This is a genomic window from Pseudomonas sp. OIL-1 (assembly GCF_010669185.1).
Lineage (GTDB): Bacteria > Pseudomonadota > Gammaproteobacteria > Pseudomonadales > Pseudomonadaceae > Halopseudomonas > Halopseudomonas profundi.
In genome coordinates this window covers 2,215,346-2,232,082 of record NZ_CP048629.1, presented here as the reverse complement: position 1 = coordinate 2,232,082, position 16,737 = coordinate 2,215,346, and the positions used below count along the sequence as shown (strand labels likewise).

At 56.6% G+C, this 16,737-nt stretch carries 17 protein-coding genes and 1 tRNA gene; 7 read left to right on the top strand and 11 right to left on the bottom strand.

The window, feature by feature from the left end:
* The first annotated feature begins 104 nt into the window (after positions 1–104).
* The 3 genes from G3M63_RS10455 to G3M63_RS10445 all read left to right on the top strand — a co-directional run bounded on the left by G3M63_RS10455 (position 105) and on the right by G3M63_RS10445 (position 2,554).
* Positions 105–1,046, top strand: coding sequence for a Rieske 2Fe-2S domain-containing protein (locus tag G3M63_RS10455; RefSeq protein ID WP_163983022.1), 942 nt, complete (start codon positions 105–107; stop codon positions 1,044–1,046).
* Between the two features lie 21 nt (positions 1,047–1,067).
* Positions 1,068–2,105, top strand: a complete 1,038-nt coding sequence (locus G3M63_RS10450; RefSeq protein WP_163983020.1) for an aromatic ring-hydroxylating dioxygenase subunit alpha — start codon at positions 1,068–1,070, stop codon at positions 2,103–2,105.
* Positions 2,106–2,179: 74 nt separating this feature from the next.
* Entirely contained in the window at positions 2,180–2,554 is a 375-nt protein-coding gene (locus G3M63_RS10445) for a VOC family protein (protein ID WP_163983018.1), read from the top strand.
* Between the two features lie 203 nt (positions 2,555–2,757).
* Here G3M63_RS10445 and G3M63_RS10440 read toward each other — a convergent pair whose 3' ends face one another.
* Positions 2,758–5,100, bottom strand: a complete 2,343-nt coding sequence (locus G3M63_RS10440) for an FdhF/YdeP family oxidoreductase (protein ID WP_163983016.1) — start codon at positions 5,098–5,100, stop codon at positions 2,758–2,760.
* 194 nt (positions 5,101–5,294) lie between these two features.
* On the opposite strand from G3M63_RS10440, the gene G3M63_RS10435 reads away from it, so the two are divergent.
* Positions 5,295–6,227, top strand: a complete 933-nt coding sequence (locus tag G3M63_RS10435) for a zinc-binding alcohol dehydrogenase family protein (RefSeq protein ID WP_150300552.1) — start codon at positions 5,295–5,297, stop codon at positions 6,225–6,227.
* Between the two features lie 782 nt (positions 6,228–7,009).
* Here the strand turns inward: G3M63_RS10435 and G3M63_RS10430 are convergent.
* Positions 7,010–7,279, bottom strand: a complete 270-nt coding sequence (locus G3M63_RS10430) for a BPSL0761 family protein (RefSeq protein WP_150300553.1) — start codon at positions 7,277–7,279, stop codon at positions 7,010–7,012.
* 147 nt (positions 7,280–7,426) lie between these two features.
* On the opposite strand from G3M63_RS10430, the gene G3M63_RS10425 reads away from it, so the two are divergent.
* The gene (locus tag G3M63_RS10425) at positions 7,427–7,582 is read left to right on the top strand and encodes a hypothetical protein (protein WP_163983015.1); all 156 of its coding nucleotides are present in this window, start codon (positions 7,427–7,429) and stop codon (positions 7,580–7,582) included.
* Here the strand turns inward: G3M63_RS10425 and G3M63_RS10420 are convergent.
* From G3M63_RS10420 to dapA, 7 genes are all read right to left on the bottom strand, one after another.
* Entirely contained in the window at positions 7,579–8,997 is a 1,419-nt protein-coding gene (locus tag G3M63_RS10420) for a DUF6035 family protein (RefSeq protein ID WP_150300555.1), read from the bottom strand. The two genes, G3M63_RS10425 and G3M63_RS10420, sit on opposite strands and share 4 nt — an antisense overlap.
* A 499-nt stretch (positions 8,998–9,496) precedes the next feature.
* Positions 9,497–9,739, bottom strand: a complete 243-nt coding sequence (locus G3M63_RS10415; RefSeq protein WP_163983013.1) for a hypothetical protein — start codon at positions 9,737–9,739, stop codon at positions 9,497–9,499.
* A gap of 589 nt (positions 9,740–10,328) precedes the next feature.
* Positions 10,329–10,418, bottom strand: a tRNA-Ser gene (locus G3M63_RS10410).
* A 45-nt stretch (positions 10,419–10,463) separates the two neighbouring features.
* A complete protein-coding gene (purC, locus tag G3M63_RS10405) occupies positions 10,464–11,177 on the bottom strand; it encodes a phosphoribosylaminoimidazolesuccinocarboxamide synthase (protein ID WP_150300557.1) in 714 nt (237 codons plus the stop codon).
* The gene (locus tag G3M63_RS10400) at positions 11,177–11,974 is read right to left on the bottom strand and encodes an MBL fold metallo-hydrolase (RefSeq protein WP_163983011.1); all 798 of its coding nucleotides are present in this window, start codon (positions 11,972–11,974) and stop codon (positions 11,177–11,179) included. The genes purC and G3M63_RS10400 overlap by 1 nt, the downstream gene beginning before the upstream one ends.
* Positions 11,975–11,978: 4 nt before the next feature.
* Positions 11,979–13,091 (bottom strand): outer membrane protein assembly factor BamC, encoded by a 1,113-nt coding sequence (bamC, locus tag G3M63_RS10395; RefSeq protein WP_163983009.1) that lies wholly within the window; start codon positions 13,089–13,091, stop codon positions 11,979–11,981.
* A 35-nt stretch (positions 13,092–13,126) separates the two neighbouring features.
* On the bottom strand, positions 13,127–14,002 hold the full coding sequence (gene dapA, locus G3M63_RS10390; RefSeq protein ID WP_163983007.1) for a 4-hydroxy-tetrahydrodipicolinate synthase: 876 nt from the start codon (positions 14,000–14,002) through the stop codon (positions 13,127–13,129).
* 199 nt (positions 14,003–14,201) lie between these two features.
* On the opposite strand from dapA, the gene G3M63_RS10385 reads away from it, so the two are divergent.
* A complete protein-coding gene (locus G3M63_RS10385) occupies positions 14,202–14,759 on the top strand; it encodes a glycine cleavage system protein R (RefSeq protein ID WP_150300561.1) in 558 nt (185 codons plus the stop codon).
* Between the two features lie 22 nt (positions 14,760–14,781).
* Positions 14,782–15,249: a peroxiredoxin gene (locus G3M63_RS10380; protein ID WP_150300562.1), complete on the top strand. Its 468-nt coding sequence runs from the start codon at positions 14,782–14,784 to the stop codon at positions 15,247–15,249.
* A gap of 45 nt (positions 15,250–15,294) precedes the next feature.
* Here G3M63_RS10380 and G3M63_RS10375 read toward each other — a convergent pair whose 3' ends face one another.
* Entirely contained in the window at positions 15,295–16,386 is a 1,092-nt protein-coding gene (locus tag G3M63_RS10375; protein ID WP_150300563.1) for an AI-2E family transporter, read from the bottom strand.
* Positions 16,383–16,634, bottom strand: a complete 252-nt coding sequence (locus tag G3M63_RS10370; protein WP_150300564.1) for a sulfurtransferase TusA family protein — start codon at positions 16,632–16,634, stop codon at positions 16,383–16,385. The genes G3M63_RS10375 and G3M63_RS10370 overlap by 4 nt, the downstream gene beginning before the upstream one ends.
* Between the last annotated feature and the right edge of the window lie 103 nt (positions 16,635–16,737).

Sequence of the window (16,737 nt, the reverse complement as noted above, 5' to 3'; positions counted from 1 at the left end):
TTCATTTGATCAAAATGCCGAGCCAGCCTAAAGTATTTCCAGGCATCTTCAGCAAGGCGAAGGCTGCACATAACACTAAAACAACAACAACGAGGTAGACCCTGATGGCTAATAGCGCTTGGTGGGCTTCGGCTTTGTCCGAGGCCGTAAACAATGAAAAACCCCTGGCAGTCGTCTGCAATGGCGAGGAGCTGGTCCTGTTTCGGGACAGGCAAGGTCAGGCGTTTGCATTGGAAGACCGTTGCCCTCACCGCCGCGTGCCCCTATCCCTTGGCTGCGTTGTAGAGAGCGGAATTCAGTGTGGCTACCATGGCTGGACATTTGACGGCGCCAGTGGCGCTTGCACGGCGATACCCAACCTGCACGTCGATGAACGAGTGCCTGCCCGATATGCGGCGCGAGCCTATCCGGTGGCTGAACGAAACGGATTTGTTCACGTCTGGTTAGGGGAAGGTGAGCCGAACGAGTCAGTGCCTGCGGCAACTTATCAGCCTGAAGGTCGCGAATATACCGGCGCGGCCACCGTCAGTATTCTGCACGAGGAATATCTTGCCGCAATGCTTGATGGACCCCACTGCCTGATCAGTTTTGACGCGGTAAAGATGACCGATTTCTTTCTGGGCGATCCCTGTCTGAAGGATAACCATCTGGTCCTTGATCGAGGTGCAGTCTGGTCTACCAGGGTGCTTCCGCCGCAATTCGTTGTCGACTATCCCCTGATCGTCCGTACGTCCGTTCCTGTATGCGGAGGCGACATTCGCGTCGACCTTCTCACCGAGGAGGAAACGCCGCTGTGTACCGTTTTCATTGCCTCGGGAGCCAACCGACGCGGTACCACCAGTCTCTGTTGGCGAGGTTTTCTGCACCGAAGCGAGGGCGGCGTTGCACCGCTGCGCTGGCGTGCAGCGCGCCGGGCACAACGCCCACCTTTTCGGGTGAACTCCCATGTCGATGGCGAAGCGTTAGCCGCTCTGCTGGTAGCACCCTCCCGTGACTTGGACCGGCTACGCGATCAATCGCTGATTCCTGTACGCGCCGCCGTCTGATTGTCCCAAGGAGAATTCACAATGCACACTGTATCCACCAACGACACTGTCGCAGGGCAGCGCAGCAAGCGTCCCTCCGACTGGACTCCGGTCAATTATGATCTGCACGACACCTGGTTTCCGGTCTCGCACAGTCGCGACGTGAGCTCAAGGCCAATCCGCCGGATCATCCACTCCCAGCCTTACTTTCTCTGGCGTGAAAACGGTATACCTCAGGCAGCAGAGTTCCATCCATCGCGGCTGGCAGCCCTGCGCCACGCCAGCAGCGCCTTCACCGGAGGCTCCGGCAGCTATCCTGTCATCGAGCGCTACGGCTATATCTGGGCGTGGTATGGCAACCCCGATCACGCAGATATTCAGCTGCTGCCACATATTCCCTTCCTGCCCCTGGACGGCAATATCCCGGGCTACACGCAGCGGACGGTCCGGTTCGACGCCTCATCGGCGCTCTCGGTGGAAAACCTCATAGACCTGACCCACGCCGATTTCCTGCATGCCAATACCATAGGCGACGGCATCTCCGAATCCGACGTCGTCGAAGTCGAATGGACGTCCGAAACGGTAACCAGGACCCGTATGGTCACGCAAAAGTCAGTCGCGCCGGTGATGCGCTGGGTGGGTGGGATACGCGCCAAGTATCAGGATTTCCGTGCCGTGCTACATATTCACTTGCGCAGCAATGTCTGCATTTCCTACCCCCGATTTCGACCTGGTTACGACGTTCCTAATCTGCAACCGTTTTTGCCGGTAGGACGGCATCGCTCCCGTTGCGACGTTACTTTCAACACCACCGCAGCGCCCTCTCCTTTTCGCTATTTGATGCCGCGCATCAATTACATCATCCAGCCTCAGGACAACTCAGTGGTACGTCCGCAGAACCAGCGCTATCTGGACGAATCAGACAGGCGTGACCTGCATTCTCGCTTCGACGCACCTGGCACTCGATACCGCTACCAGATGGAACAACTGGCTAAGCGCCAGCGCCGGGGGGACTTTTCCTACGGTACTGATGCGGAACCGGGACGTGACATCACCACATTGCTAGGCATGGATGGCTAAATGCTCCGCGCGCCCGAGAAACCTTGCGATCAACTGAGCGCCATGTAACGCGCTCCAACCAGGAGAACTGCCCTATGTTTTCACACGTCACTGTAGGTACCAACGACCTATCCAGAGCTCGCATCTTCTACGATTCAGTGCTTGGCGCACTGAGTTATGAAAACCTCGGCAACATGGAAACGGCATCGCTCTGGGGCGGCGCAGGCCCGCGCTTCGTAGTGCTGAAACCAGCCGACGGCAACGTCGCCAGTGTAGGCAACGGCCTGACCGTAGGCTTTGCAGCGGCGGATCGAGCCACAGTGGATGAATTCCACAAGCGTGCCCTGGAGGCAGGAGGAACGGATGCTGGCGCCCCGGGGTTTCGGGACGTGGGGCCGAATGTGTACGCAGCCTATGTACGCGATCCGGATGGTCACAAGATAGTGGCCAGCTGCATTAGCGAAGGTTAGTGCTCCCAAAGGCAACGAGAAAAGTCGCCGGAGTAAAACGATCAAATCGCTTCTGCCATTATTAACGCGCCCCGGAGCGCTTCCCTTCAGAAGGGCTTCCGGGGGGTCCATGCCAGCATTGCAGCCAAGCTTGAGCCTAAAGCCTCAACATAGCTAATCGAGGCCTTTCGTGCATACATCCTGGCGGGTAGCGACTTACTGACCTATCCATGGACAAACCTTAACTGGTGCTTCGATCCGAAATCACTCGGATAAAGCTTGATCGGTATGAACTTCGATGCTGGCGTGAAGCTGTCAACACCGTAACTATCCAGCGGCACCAGCGGATTGATCTCTGGGTAATAGGCCGCTGCCTGCCCTTCCGGAATGTCGTAGGGAAGCAGCGTGAACCCTCGGACTTTCCGTTCTACTCTGTCATCCCACAACGAAACCAGATCAACCTTCTCGCCGGCCTCGAAGCCCAACCGGTCAATATCCGCCTGGTTGATGAACAATACTTCGCGCTGCCCGGATACGCCCCGATAGCGGTCGTTCAGGCTGTATATCGTGGTGTTGTACTGATCGTGAGAGCGCAGGCTCTGAACAATCAGATCGTGGCTCTGCTCACTGGCATGAACCTTCTCGTGAATCAGACTACCCGGCAGGGAGGTAGCTGAAAAACGCGCCTTCTCGGTACTGGTACGCCACACACGCTGGCTGGCCAAGTTGGGCAAGTGAAAGCCGCCAGGCTGCTTCAGACGGTCTTCAAACTGATCGAAACCGGGCACCGTCCGGGCAATGGCGTCCCGGATCAGCCGATAGTCGTCACGCATCGCTTGCCAGTTTAAGGGATGGTTGCCCAGCGTGGCCTTGGCGATGCCGGCTATGATCCAGGGTTCCGAGCGCATCTGCTTTGACAGAGGCTCTAGTTGCCCAAACGATGCGTGCACCATGCTGAAGGAATCTTCAACGGTGACGCATTGAGGGCCTGTTGCCTGCTGGTCGATATCCGTTCTGCCAAGACATGGCAAAATCAGAGCGTCCCTGCCCACCATCAGATGGCTGCGATTGAGCTTGGTACTGATCTGCACCGTCAACGCACAGTTGCTCAGTGCCTGATGGGTCAGCACGCTGTCAGGCGTGGCTTGCGCAAAATTACCACCCAGCGCTACAAACACACGGGCTTCGCCTTTGAGCATGGCGTGGATGGCTTCAACAGTGTTGTGGCCATCGCGGCGTGGCGGCTCGAAACTAAAGCTCTCCGCCAACCGGTCGAGGAAGTCCTGCGGCGGCCTTTCATTGATGCCCATGGTGCGGTCACCCTGAACATTGCTGTGCCCGCGCACCGGACAGAGGCCAGCACCGGGGCGTCCGACGTTGCCGCGCAATAGCTGCAGGTTTACGATTTCCTGAATAGTCGCCACGCCGTGATGATGTTGGGTGATGCCCATCGCCCAGCAGAAGATGACGTTGGACGCCTCGCAATAGAGCTTGGCGGCCCTCTCGATCTGACCCAGACTCAGGCCTGATTGCTCGACAATGTGCTCCCAGCCAGTGGCATCCAGCACCTCCAGATAGGCGGCAAATCCATCGGTCTGCATGAGAATGAAATCATCGTCCAGTACGCCGGAAACCCCGCGGCGTTGCGCGTCTCTTTCCCATGCCAGAAGATATTTCGCCATGCCCCGGAGAATGGCCATGTCACCACCCAGCGCCGGCCGAAAGAAATCCGTATGCATCGGCTTCGACCGGTTGGTGAGCATTTCCGACATCTTCTGCGGATGCTGAAATCGCTCCAACCCGCGCTCCTTCAATGGGTTAAAACACACCACCTGCGCGCCGCGCCTGACAGCATCCCGCAGCGGCTCAAGCATGCGTGGGTGATTGGTACCGGGATTCTGCCCCAGAACGAATATGGCGTCGGCGTGCTCGAAGTCTTCGAAGGTCACCGTGCCCTTACCCGTTCCCAGACTCCCATTCAACGCTACACCGCTCGCCTCGTGGCACATGTTCGAGCAATCGGGAAAATTATTGGTACCGTAGGCACGGGCGAACAACTGATAGAGAAAAGCCGCCTCGTTGCTGGCACGACCCGACGTATAAAATTCAGCCTGATCCGGAGATTCCAGATGATTGAGGTGGTCGGCAATCAACGCAAAGGCAGCATCCCAACTGATCGGAAGATACCGATCGGTCGCTGCGTCGTAGCGCACCGGCTCCGTCAAGCGCCCCTGGTATTCAAGCCAGTAGTCATTTTGCTCACGCAACTGGGTAACGCCGTGCCGAGCGAAAAATGTGGCGTCCACCCGGCGGCTGGTCGCTTCCCAATTGACCGCCTTGGCGCCATTCTCACAGAATTTGACCGCACCGGATTCCGGTGAATCACCCCAGGCGCAACCGGGGCAATCAAAGCCTCCCTGCTGATTGGTTCTGAGCAACGCCTTGATGTTCTTGATGGGCTGTTCGCTGTTCAGCCACGCATGGGTAACGCTCAGCAACGCACCCCAGCCAGCTGCCGGGCCATTGTAGATTTTGAACTGCGTTTTGCGGTTTTGTAACCAACTCATCCGGTATCCACCAAGTGCGGGTGCTTGGATCGGAGTATCGCGAAGAGACTTTAGAAATCCTGCATTCGCCGCGCCCCGTTCTTTTGACAGAATATCAATCTTACTACAGAATCATATCCCACTACAGCGCACAAACATGCCAGACATCAGCCGGAGCTTCTCTCTCACGCATTTGTCGGCAACAGGAGATAACAATGAAAGCAGCTGTCATTACCGAACGCGGCGCCCTCCCCGTTATGCAGGACTTCAAGGAACCGGAAGCCCAGGACGGCGCGATACTGATCGACGTTGATACTGCAGGCCTCGGCGGCTGGGACGTGCTCGGCGCGTATCGACTCGGCGTAGCCTATCCCTGCGTCATCCGTGGCGAGGGCGTCGGTCGCACGGCGGAAGGCAAGCGCGTGTATTTTGGCGAACGTTCTGTATTGCCTTTTGGCGCCTGGGCCGAGCGCACACTGGTCCCTGCCGAAGAAGTCTGGGAGGTGCCGGACCATATCGATGACCGTACCGCCATTACCATGGGTATTGCCGCAACCGGCGCGCTGATCCCGCTGGAAACCGCAAAGATTCAACCCGGTGAGACCGTATTGATCCTCGGCGGTACCGGCACGCTCGGGCAGATCGCCCTGCAGCTTGCCCGTTATCTGGGAGCGGGCAAGGTAGTTGCCGCAGGCAGAAGTGAAGCAGCTCTGGCACGCTTGAAAGAGCGCGGAATTACCGACGCGACGGTATGCCTCAAGGGCGACGAAACTGATGTGGCGGCACTCAAGGCCGAAGCGGGAGAAGGTTATGACGTAGTGCTTGATCTGGTGTGTGGGCAGCCCATGCTGAATGCATTGAAGGCAACGCGATGGGGAGCGCGCATCGTAACCGTCGGCACCGGTGCGGGACGGCAACTCAATCTGGATATCGCTGACCTCCTGTTCAGGACGCTTTCATGCATCGGCACCGGTCAACGCCCTCCGGCTGACCGTCGCAAAATCTGGGAACGCTTGCTGGATATCACCACCACGGAAAACATTACTGTGGACTATGCCGAGTTCGACTTCGACGAGACGCCAAAAGCCTGGGAATCACAGGTGAATGGGCCCCACGCAAAAATTTACGCGAAGGTCGGTAAATCTTGAGTTTGCACAGGTGAAACTCGACCCAATCACATCAGATAGCTAGGTAGGGCGCGCGCTATCCACCAATCCAGCTCCGGGACGGCTAAGGAATGCCGCCTGTGAGCTCAAGACACCCTCTCCCGGCACAAGCGTTAGCGGTTTAGCGTAAAGATTCAGACGCATCGGGTAAATGTGCTGGAAGTGGTTCGCTCGATAAAAATAAGCTTCTTTAGCTGTCATGGGCGACAAGGATGTTTTAGAGCAATGCGTGTTGATCGTGGAATTAGAAGCCGCCCGGATGCTCGCCAATCGGCTACATACTGTTGACAGTATTGTTTAAGCTCGATGCTGATCTGGCATTCCCGTTGTGGTTGCGGTGGAGTCAGTGTGGTATGGCTTGACTATGGAAAACAAATGCAGGTTCTTGGCGCTTACCCTTGATCAAAAAAATAAAAAAATTCTAGGAAACGTTCATGACCACCTTAGGAGCACCATTTAGCCATGTTTTCAAGATGGGATTTTTCGCACCCTTGTTAGCGCTTGCTTAATGCTTTCCGGGCATTGTCGAATGGAAACCAGAGCCCAACGCAACCCATTCGTTGCGTATTTTGATCGCGGCGGTAAGGGCCTGATCATACCCTCCGTACTTTGCTGCTGAAAAATATTATTGTCGGTACTTCCTCAGCACGCTCTTCCGTACCAGGTAACCACCCGGGTAGCCTGGATGAATCTGAGCTCGGGTACAAATTCGGTCGATTCCATGATTTCTCTAACGTCTCTACAACGGAGCGACGTGCTCCTGGTTACTCTTCAGATGGACTGAAACGAGGGCTTCCGCTTAACAACAGAGCAAGCTGCTGGTCGTCTGTCTTCAAGCCACACAGCCGCTTTTCTATCTCGCCAATGGCTTCCAGATGAAAATTTTCCGGGTAGTGCCGCAACAGCGCCCTGGCTTCGTCACGCAGTTCGTGCGGCAAAGCCGTGTCGCCAAGTAGCTGCTGCAAAAACAGCCTGGTACGCAGTACTGCCCGAGCGCGCTCATAAGGCAGTGTCGTGTCTGCTCCTAGCCGCATTCAGATCCCATCATCAATCAGAATCGGGCGCTCTGGTTTGGTTTTTCTATATATGACGGTTCGCTCAAAATTAGCCGGACCTTCAGCAAGTCCGAAATAAGGATGCCCCCGGGCAAAATATCTCTTCCCGTTCGAGCAGGTTAACAGTTGCGACGTTCTCCCTTCCTCGATTTCACCTTGCTCGACTCGCAACACCATGCCGACTTCCATGTCATACGTCTCGCTTTGCTGTCATGGCATGAGCAGGTTGATAATGTGATCCACAACGGAGTCGGCCTCGATCAGCATCAGTTGGCCGCTTAGGTTGGTATGCCTAGAACGTCTTTGGGATGAAGAATCAATTTGTGGGCCACCTCAGGAAAAAGAAAGCTAAGGAGAGGATCGAAATCGCGGTTTGGCATGTATTTCTCATCGCCCCGTTTCAGCGCAGCTCTGTAACCCTTCGCCTTGGCGAGCCAATTTTTTTTTGGATCATGTATTTTCATGGTCGCTGCGCGGTCGTGCGCCTCCAGCATCAATCGAAATAACCAAATCGTTCGCTTTCGTTGATCGACCAAATAATGGCCGACCTTTACGAGGTCCGTGTGACGCGTGCCTACGGGCATTCCTGCTCTAGCCGAGTAGGCAGCAACGAGATAAAAGTGCAGGCCATCACTGCGAACCGGCCGATCCGGTAGCAAAATACCGCGCTGAAAAAAACGAACCATGAAATCAGACCAGGTACGGTCGAATTCTTCACCATGGATTTGCTCCGCCAGGAACGACAAGTAAAAACGGTTAAAGTCTTTTCGCAGGCTAGCGTCGTGTTCGTGCAACTGAATTGTATACAGCTTCGCCTGCGTTGCCGACCTGGCTGATTCGTAATCGAAAAAATATGCGCGGGGCACGCCTGCATAGCTGTTATCGAAAGTCAATTGATCGAAATAGACTATACTGCGTCCAATCCGTTCGACGATTTCCGTACCTGCCAAAACCGGCTCAAGCCACATACACTCAAGAGCGAACCTCTTGTTCACTTGCGAAAGCTGCACAGTCTCTCTCGTAATACGAAACGCGTTTCTGTTGTTCGCATAAAAGATGTCGTCTTCAGACAAACGAAACAGATCCAGTTCTAGATCCCTAAAAAGCCACAGAAGCCTCCCCTCGTTTCGCCGATAAAACGCCATGCGCTCGGCTATAACGTGAAGGAACGTGGTCGACAACTGTACTTCAAATGCGACGCGCAGACCGTTCCTGCAGCTCCGAACATCAGGCTGACGCCAACTGACGCCATCGATATCCCACCACCGCTTCTCTGACATCGTCTCGGAAAAAGAAGCATCTGCAGCCAGGCTCTCGAGAAGCATACCTTTCAGTTGCTTATGTTCATGCCCTTCTTTAGCCTGGGCGAAGCGCCTTGCGTCAATGGCTTTTGCTCCGGACCCGCCGAGGCCCGTGCACGAGCCATCGTCTCGTAGGTGTTTGAAAAAGAAGCGTTCGACGGCCCGGTCTCTAATTTTTATAGATGCGAGAATCATTGCATTCTCACACTTTGGGCAAACGTATCTACTCTGCCCCTCGATCAACTGAATACGTAAAGCGACGCGACGCTCGCTTATTACACTGCCATAATCCTCTCCTCCCATGAATTCCAGCAGGCTGAGCCATCGACCTGTATCTCGGTCCAGCACCATTTCATGTTCTTGAGTCTGAGCAGGCTCTACGATGCATCCGTTCATAAAGCTCCTTCCGATGTGCGGATATCTATCAATATTTTATATCAACGCAGGCCCAGCGATGCAGGAGATTGGCCGTGTAAGGTTTCGACGAAGCTCTGGGGCTACGGATCAATCAGCGACGTGAATCGTGCCTTTAACTTCTTAAACAGCGATCCAGATTAGACCGGCACCAGAAACGGTCTGCTCCGAGCGACTGCGTCTGACTGGGGAGTGGCTTATCCAACTTAAGAATTGCGTCTGTCCCGTTCTTTCGCATAACCACTCGGTCAGCTCACCGTTGCACCACACCTGCCGACGGCGGTACGCGTTGTTGCCATCCAGACCGCCGCTCAGCATCGACTGCGTTCGCCGACGCTCGACGCCCAGGTCACAACGCCGCTACGAAAAGCAACCCACCGACCGCTGGCTTTTCCGTCTAGACACTGTCTCATTTGTCTCTAGCGAGAAAGATGGGAGATGAATGCACACCAGCCAACAGACGCCTCAGGCAAACCCGCAATTAGTGTGGGTCTGCAACGGTCTCGAGCAGCGGATTGTGACAGTGCGCCTTCAACCCGGACATGGACGCGGCCATCAAATCGCGTGCCGCCGTGCAGCTGTAAGCTTTCAACATCTTCGGCAGTTCGGCCAGCAGCGCGCATCGCTCGATCTTCACCCGAGTATGTTCGGCCAGGTAGTCCATTCGCAGAAACGATGCCTTTTCGTCATCTGCATTGGCTGCGAGAGAAAACAGGGAAACCATATGACTCAGTGCCTTGGTGTCCATAGGACAGCACTGTCTTGACCTGCATCTCGTTGGGCTGCCCTCCCGTAGCCAGGTTCATCCCGGCTGCAGCCAGCGCATCGAGAAGACCCTATAGACACGCACGTTTTTATGGGTCTCTCCCGGCACCTCAATCCGGACATCACTTCCGGTGACGCACCAGCCCGTCAACTGATGCTCATACGCTTCCAGTTTATCGATTGGCCATCGGGTGCTACACCGGCCAATCTTCACCGGCTTCGAGAGCGAGCCATCTGCAGCCCACACCTAGATTGTCGCCCGTGAAACTCCATAACGTTTTGCGACTTCGTTGACCGTCAACAACACCTTCTTTCCTCGCGTATCGGTTTGATAGGCGAATCGTGGCGCAAAGCCCCTTGAAAGCGAGCGGCGTAAACACAGAAACAAGCGGTTGGACGGGGTAAAGCGACGGATAAAAGTGTCGGCGACAAGAGGGAGCTGGTGTTGTAGACACAAAACTGCCCCAGATCATCCATTTCCAGGATGTGGGGCAGGATGTTGGGTAGAAACCAAAACGACATATAAGCCGTTGATTTGTAAGGAAGCATGGCGGAGAGTCAGGGATTCGAACCCTGGGTACGGTTGCCCGTACAACGGATTTCGAATCCGTCCCGTTCGACCACTCCGGCAACTCTCCAGTCGGCGCGCATAATATCAGCTATGCGCGGCGTTACAAAGGGTTTCAGGGCAAACTGACGCCCAGTCTTTGTGCGACTTCTTCATAGGCTTCGATAACGCCACCGAGGCCCTGACGAAAGCGGTCCTTGTCCATTTTTTTGCCGGTTGCCTTGTCCCACAGACGGCAACCGTCCGGGCTGAACTCATCGCCCAACACGATCTCGCCCTTGAACACGCCGAACTCAAGTTTGAAGTCGACCAGCATCAAGCCGGCGTCATCAAATAGCTGCTTGAGAACATCATTCACCTTGAGCGTGAGTTCCTGCATGCGCTCAAGCTGGGCAGCAGTGGCCCAGCCGAAGGTCACCACGTGCGAGGCATTGATGAAAGGATCGCCCTTGGCGTCATCCTTCAGAAACAGCTCGAACGTCGGCGGCACCAGGGCCTGCCCTTCCTCGATACCCAGACGCTTGACCAGACTGCCGGCAGCATAATTGCGAACCACGCACTCGACCGGAATCATGTCGAGCTTCTTGACCAGACATTCGGTGTCGGAGACCAGGCTATCGAACTGGGTCGGAACGCCCGCCGCCTCGAGCTTCTGCATGATGAACGCGTTAAAGCGGTTGTTGACCATGCCCTTGCGGTCCAGCTGTTCGATCTTCTTGCCATCGAATGCCGATGTATCGTTGCGGAACAGCAGGATCAGTCGATCCGGATCGTCGGTGGTGTATACCGACTTGGCCTTGCCACGATACAGCTCTGTGCGTTTTTCCATTACCGGCTCCCGCTTTCGGCAAATTGGTGATGGGATAATCCCGAAATATCCTGCCAGGGCAAGCCCTGCTTCTGTTCGGCCAGACACAGCTGACCAGGCCACTCCTGTAACGCCCGGGAGAGTTCGCCCAGGGCAAGGTCCGGCCGATTGTTCTTCTCACTGATGTGCGCAATCGCGACATGCTTCAGTGTGCTGGTATCGATTTCAGCCAGCAGCCCCGCCGCTTGCTGGTTACTCAGATGCCCGAGGCTGCCGCCTACCCGCGCCTGCAGACGGGGCGGATACGGTCCATTTCTCAACATGACCGGATCGTAGTTGGCCTCGAGAAACAGCGCATCCAGGCTCGCGTATTGCTCGACGATCCAGGGGGTAATGGTGCCGGTATCGGTCAGGATACCCAGCCGGTGCAGACCGCTATCGAAAATATACTGGCAGGGTTCACGGGCATCGTGCGGCACAGCGACAGGGGTTATTTCCAGATCACCGATCACGAAACGCCTGCCCAGTTGTACCCGCTCGAAGGGAAGTTCCGGCACGGCCATCGCATGGTGCGTACCGGCAGTCATATACACCGCAATGCCGTGGCGCCGGGCCAGGCGCTCGACACCTTGCACATGATCAGAGTGTTCGTGGGTGACCAGGACCGCGTCCAGCTGCTTTGGACTGATTCCAATGGCGGCCAGACGCTGCTCGGTGGTACGCAAGCTGAACCCGCAATCGACAAGCACGCGGGTGCGGCCGCATTCAACCAGCGTGGCATTGCCGCGACTACCGCTACCCAGCGAACAGTACCGCATCAGCTCAACTCAGATTGTCACGGATGCGTGTCAGCAGATCCCGCGCCAGCCCGAGGTCGGTGGCGCTGTCGATGCTTCGCTCAACGGTAACCTGAACCTGATTGCCGATTTGCGTCAGACGTACCTGCACGCGGTCCGCACCGCTCTCAGGCTCCGGCTCACCGCGGCCAAACAGACGCGCGAAGAACCCTGCCTCTTCTGCCTGTTCGCTGGCCGACTGCTCCAGATCGATGTAATAAACGCCAGAGCTGCGGTTCAGGTCAGCCACTGCCAGATCCGCGCGGCCGAGCGCAGATCCCACCGCGGCCCAGGCACGATTGAAGTCACGCTGAATGGTCAGCACCGGATTGCCGGCGCCATCCTCGCTCAGTTCTGCAGTATCAGCGACCGATCCCTGCAGAGACGTCGCGAGTGAAGCAGCACTGGCGGTATCGGACTGGTTCAGGTAGGTTTCCATTTCCGCAAGCAGCGCGCGCTCGAGATTGCTGTTGTCAGAATCATCAGGCCATTCGGACTGTGTTCCGCCCTGGCTGCGCGACATGTGCAGTACGTGGATCTCACTGTTGGCGCCCTGCACGCCCGGCTCGATACGAACCCGGAATCGCTGTTCCCTGCCTTCAAGCCGTCGCCCTTCTCCCACCGAGGGAGTCAGCCGGCGAACCAGCGGGTTACTGGCTTGAAGGTCGAATGCCAGCCACTCAGTCTCGAACTCACCAAGGGAAGAGGACTCACTGGCGACCGGCACCTGGTAATCCTCGAAGAACTGGCGCACCCGACCATACAATTCGGTCGGCGAGTTTGCGGCGAGCAGCCAGCGACGCGAGCCAGTCTGCTGCAGGGAAAACCCCGCATCATTGCCGCTGACCATCATGGGTTGCGGGCGTGGCACGACGAACTTGTCGGCATTTGCGGGGGCAGTCACACCCGGAACGGGCAACATGTCGCCAAGCGGCTTGCTGTTGATGCCATCGGGAACCTGCATACGTGGCTCGACCGTCGACAGCTGGTAATCACCGCCACGATCACGGAAATATCCTTCCTCACCAAACATATAACCACAGCCGCTAAGACTGCTACCCATTACCAGGATAGCCAGCGCACCCGTTACAGGCTTCATCTTGTATTCCTTGCTAAACATGTTCCGGGGTTGTCTCATAACAGACCGCATTGACGCAGCGCTTCGCGAACCGGCTCGTGGCACCGGGCACTGAGTGGTGTCAGAGGTAGACGCAAACCGTCACCGATCAAACCCATCTCGCTCATCGCCCACTTCACCGGTATCGGGTTGGATTCGATGAACAGCGTCTTGTGCAACGGCATCAATGCGTCGTTCAGGCGCCGGGCCAGATCCGCATCGCCAGCCAGGGCAGCCGCGCACAGTTCATGCATGGCGTGCGGCGCAACGTTGGCCGTCACCGAGATGTTGCCCTTGCCGCCCAGCAGGATCAGTTCGACCGCAGTCGGATCGTCGCCTGAGTAAACGCTGATCCGGTTGCCGACCCGGTCAATCAGCTCACGGGCACGCTGCATGTCGCCAGTCGCTTCCTTGATGCCAATGATGTTGGGGATGTCGGCAAGACGATCGACGGTCTCCGGCAACATATCGCAGGCGGTACGGCCCGGCACGTTGTACAGAATCTGGGGGATTGCAACCGCTTCGGCGATGAAGCGGTGATGCTGATACAAGCCTTCCTGCGTGGGCTTGTTGTAATACGGCGTCACCAGCAAGCTGGCATCAGCCCGCACGCTGCGTGCGGCTTCGGTCAATTCGACCGCCTCGCGAGTGGAATTGGCACCGGTCCCGGCGATAACCGGAATGCGCCCGGCAACCTGCTCGACGACGCGGCGAATAGCTTCCTTGTGCTCGGTCATATCGAGGGTAGCGGACTCCCCTGTCGTGCCGACCGCAACGATGCCGTCAGTACCCTGCTCAAGGTGGAAGTCTACCAGTCGCTCCAGCGCGGACCAGTCCAGGCCGCCGCGCGAGTCCATCGGTGTTACCAGCGCCACCAGGCTGCCTGAAATCATGCAACTGCTCCACTTGAAACGTTAATCGGCAATGGTACTTTCGCGCCGCGATCTGCACAAGGAGCGGCGCCGGCAAAGCTGCAATCCAGGCGGATGAAACTGACGGTTGAACCCATGACGACGGACAGGGACAATAGCTCCCTTGCGTCACGCCTGTCTTGCACTCTGGCCTGACAGAAACACCAGTCAGAGGATCATCATGTCCATTACGCCCAGCCAGAAGGAACAGTTCCTGGTTATCACTGCAATGGGGCAGCAAACCACCGCGCTGGCCACCTTGCTCACCAAACTATGCATGGAGCACCGCTGCCTCATCGTCAGTAGTCGCATGAGCCGACACGGCACTTGTACTGCGCTGCTGTTACAGATCAGCGGCAACTGGGATGCCCTTGCCCGCCTGGAGACATCACTGCCGGCCCTGGCCAAGCGTGAACACTTCACGCTTTCGATGAGCCGCAGCAAGCCATTGGAAGAACGCCCCCAGGCGTTGCCTTATAACGTGTTCGTCACCGCGGCCCAACGGCCGGAGCTGGTGGCCGAGCTCTGCACCTTCTTTCAGCAGTTGGAAATCGAGCTGGAAGAACTGTTCAGCTTCACCTATATGGCCCAGCACACCGGAACGCCGATGCTCAACCTGACGCTGACCATCGCCATCCCGGCCAAGACGCAACTCAGCTGGCTGCGCGAACAGTTTCTCGACTTCTGTGATGAGCTGAACCTGGACGCCGTCATCGAACCCTGGCGTCCCCTCCACTGATAGCGCTGTAAGGATTTAATCAATGAGCATTGAGCTGGATACCAGGGTGCCTGATTTTACGGTCGTGGCGACAAGCGATAAAACCATCACGCTGTCAGAGCTGGCCGGACGCAAGGTGGTACTGTATTTCTATCCCAAGGACAGCACGCCCGGCTGCACCACCCAGGGTCAGGGATTTCGTGACCTGCATGAAGAATTTGCTGCTGCGAACACGTTGGTGTTTGGCGTTTCGAGGGATAGCCTGCGCAAGCATGAGAACTTCAAAGCCAAACAGGCGTTCCCGTTCGAGTTGATCAGCGACGCGGACGAGGCGCTCTGCAAACTGTTTGACGTCATCAAACTCAAGCAGATGTATGGCAAGGAGTACGAAGGCATCGAACGTAGCACCTTCCTGATCGACGAGAACGGCGTTCTTCGGCGTGAATGGCGTAAGGTCAAGGTCGCAGGCCATGTCGAGGACGTGCTCAAGGCTGCCCGGGAACTCTCCTGAAGTCACGCTGGCGGGCAATTTCGACGTTGCCCGCCTCTATAAAAGCTAGGCGCCAGGTTCTTCCAGCGGCGGCACTTCAATATCTGCTTCCACGCCCCGCGGCCACGCGTACAGCACCGCCTTGAACAGCGTCGCCAACGGAATTGCAAAGAACACGCCCCAGAACCCCCACAGGCCACCAAAAATCAACACGGCTGCAATGATCGCTACCGGGTGCAAGTTGACTGCTTCAGAGAACAACACCGGCACCAACACGTTGCCATCCAGTGCCTGAATCACCGCATACACTGCCATCAACACCATGAACTCGTTACCCAGGCCCCACTGGAACATGCCAACCATGGCGATCGGCAGGGTGGCAACTGTCGCCCCGATATAAGGCACCAGTACCGAGAGCCCGACTATCACCGCCAGCAACGCAGCGTAATTGAGGTGCAATACCGCAAAACAGACATAACTCACCGCGCCCACAATGATGATTTCCACGGCCTTGCCGCGAATGTAATTGGCAATCTGCTGGTTCATTTCCGTCCAGATACGCGTCATCAACCGGCGCTCACGTGGCAGATGCGCAATGAACCAGCGCGTGATGGTCTGGTTGTCCATGAGAAAGAAAAATACCAGGATGGGTACCAGAATCAGGTAGACCAGAATGGTAATCAACAATGGCAGACTGGCCAGCGACTGGGATAATAACCACTGGCCGAGCTGGCCAAACTCACCACTGGCAGTATGGATCAGCTGGGTTATCTGCTCCTCGGATACGAATGCCGGGAAGCGATCCGGCAGGTGCATCAGTTGTTCCTGCCACTCGACAAGCATGCGCGGCAGCTCGCCGATCAGAGCCAGCGTCTGACGCCACACCAGCGGTATCACCACGCCGATCAGCGCGCCCAGCACGCCAACAAACAGCAGGAACACTACCCACACAGCCAATACATGCGGCACATGCCAGCGACGCAAGCGCAGCACCAGCCCCTGCAACAGATAGGCGACCACCAGACCAATCAGCAGGGGCGCCAGTTTGTTGCCGAAGCTGATCACCACGGCGAAGCCCAGTATCAGCACAATGGCGAGGACTACCGCTTCTTCGTCTGAAAAATACCGCTGAATCCAGTTACGGAAGACTCGTATCATGCTTTCTTCCGCAGCCAGTAATGAAATTCTCCACCCTCGACAGAGGCGTTGAGCAACTGGTGGCCGGACAGCTCGGCGAAACGTTCAAAGTCGCGCTGGGAGCCGGCATCGGTGGCACTGACTTGCAGGACCTCGCCGGGTACCATTTCGTTGAGAGCCAGCTTGGCCTTGAGCAAAGGCAGAGGACAGGATAAACCCCGAGCGTCCAGTAGCCGATCGGCCCCTGATTCACACGATTTAACAACCATTTGCAGACTCCTTGTGATGCCTCAGTATAACCTTGCCGAACAGCGCGCAGACAATCATATACCGACGGGTTAGTTTACTTTCATGCAACGTATCAAAGCGGCC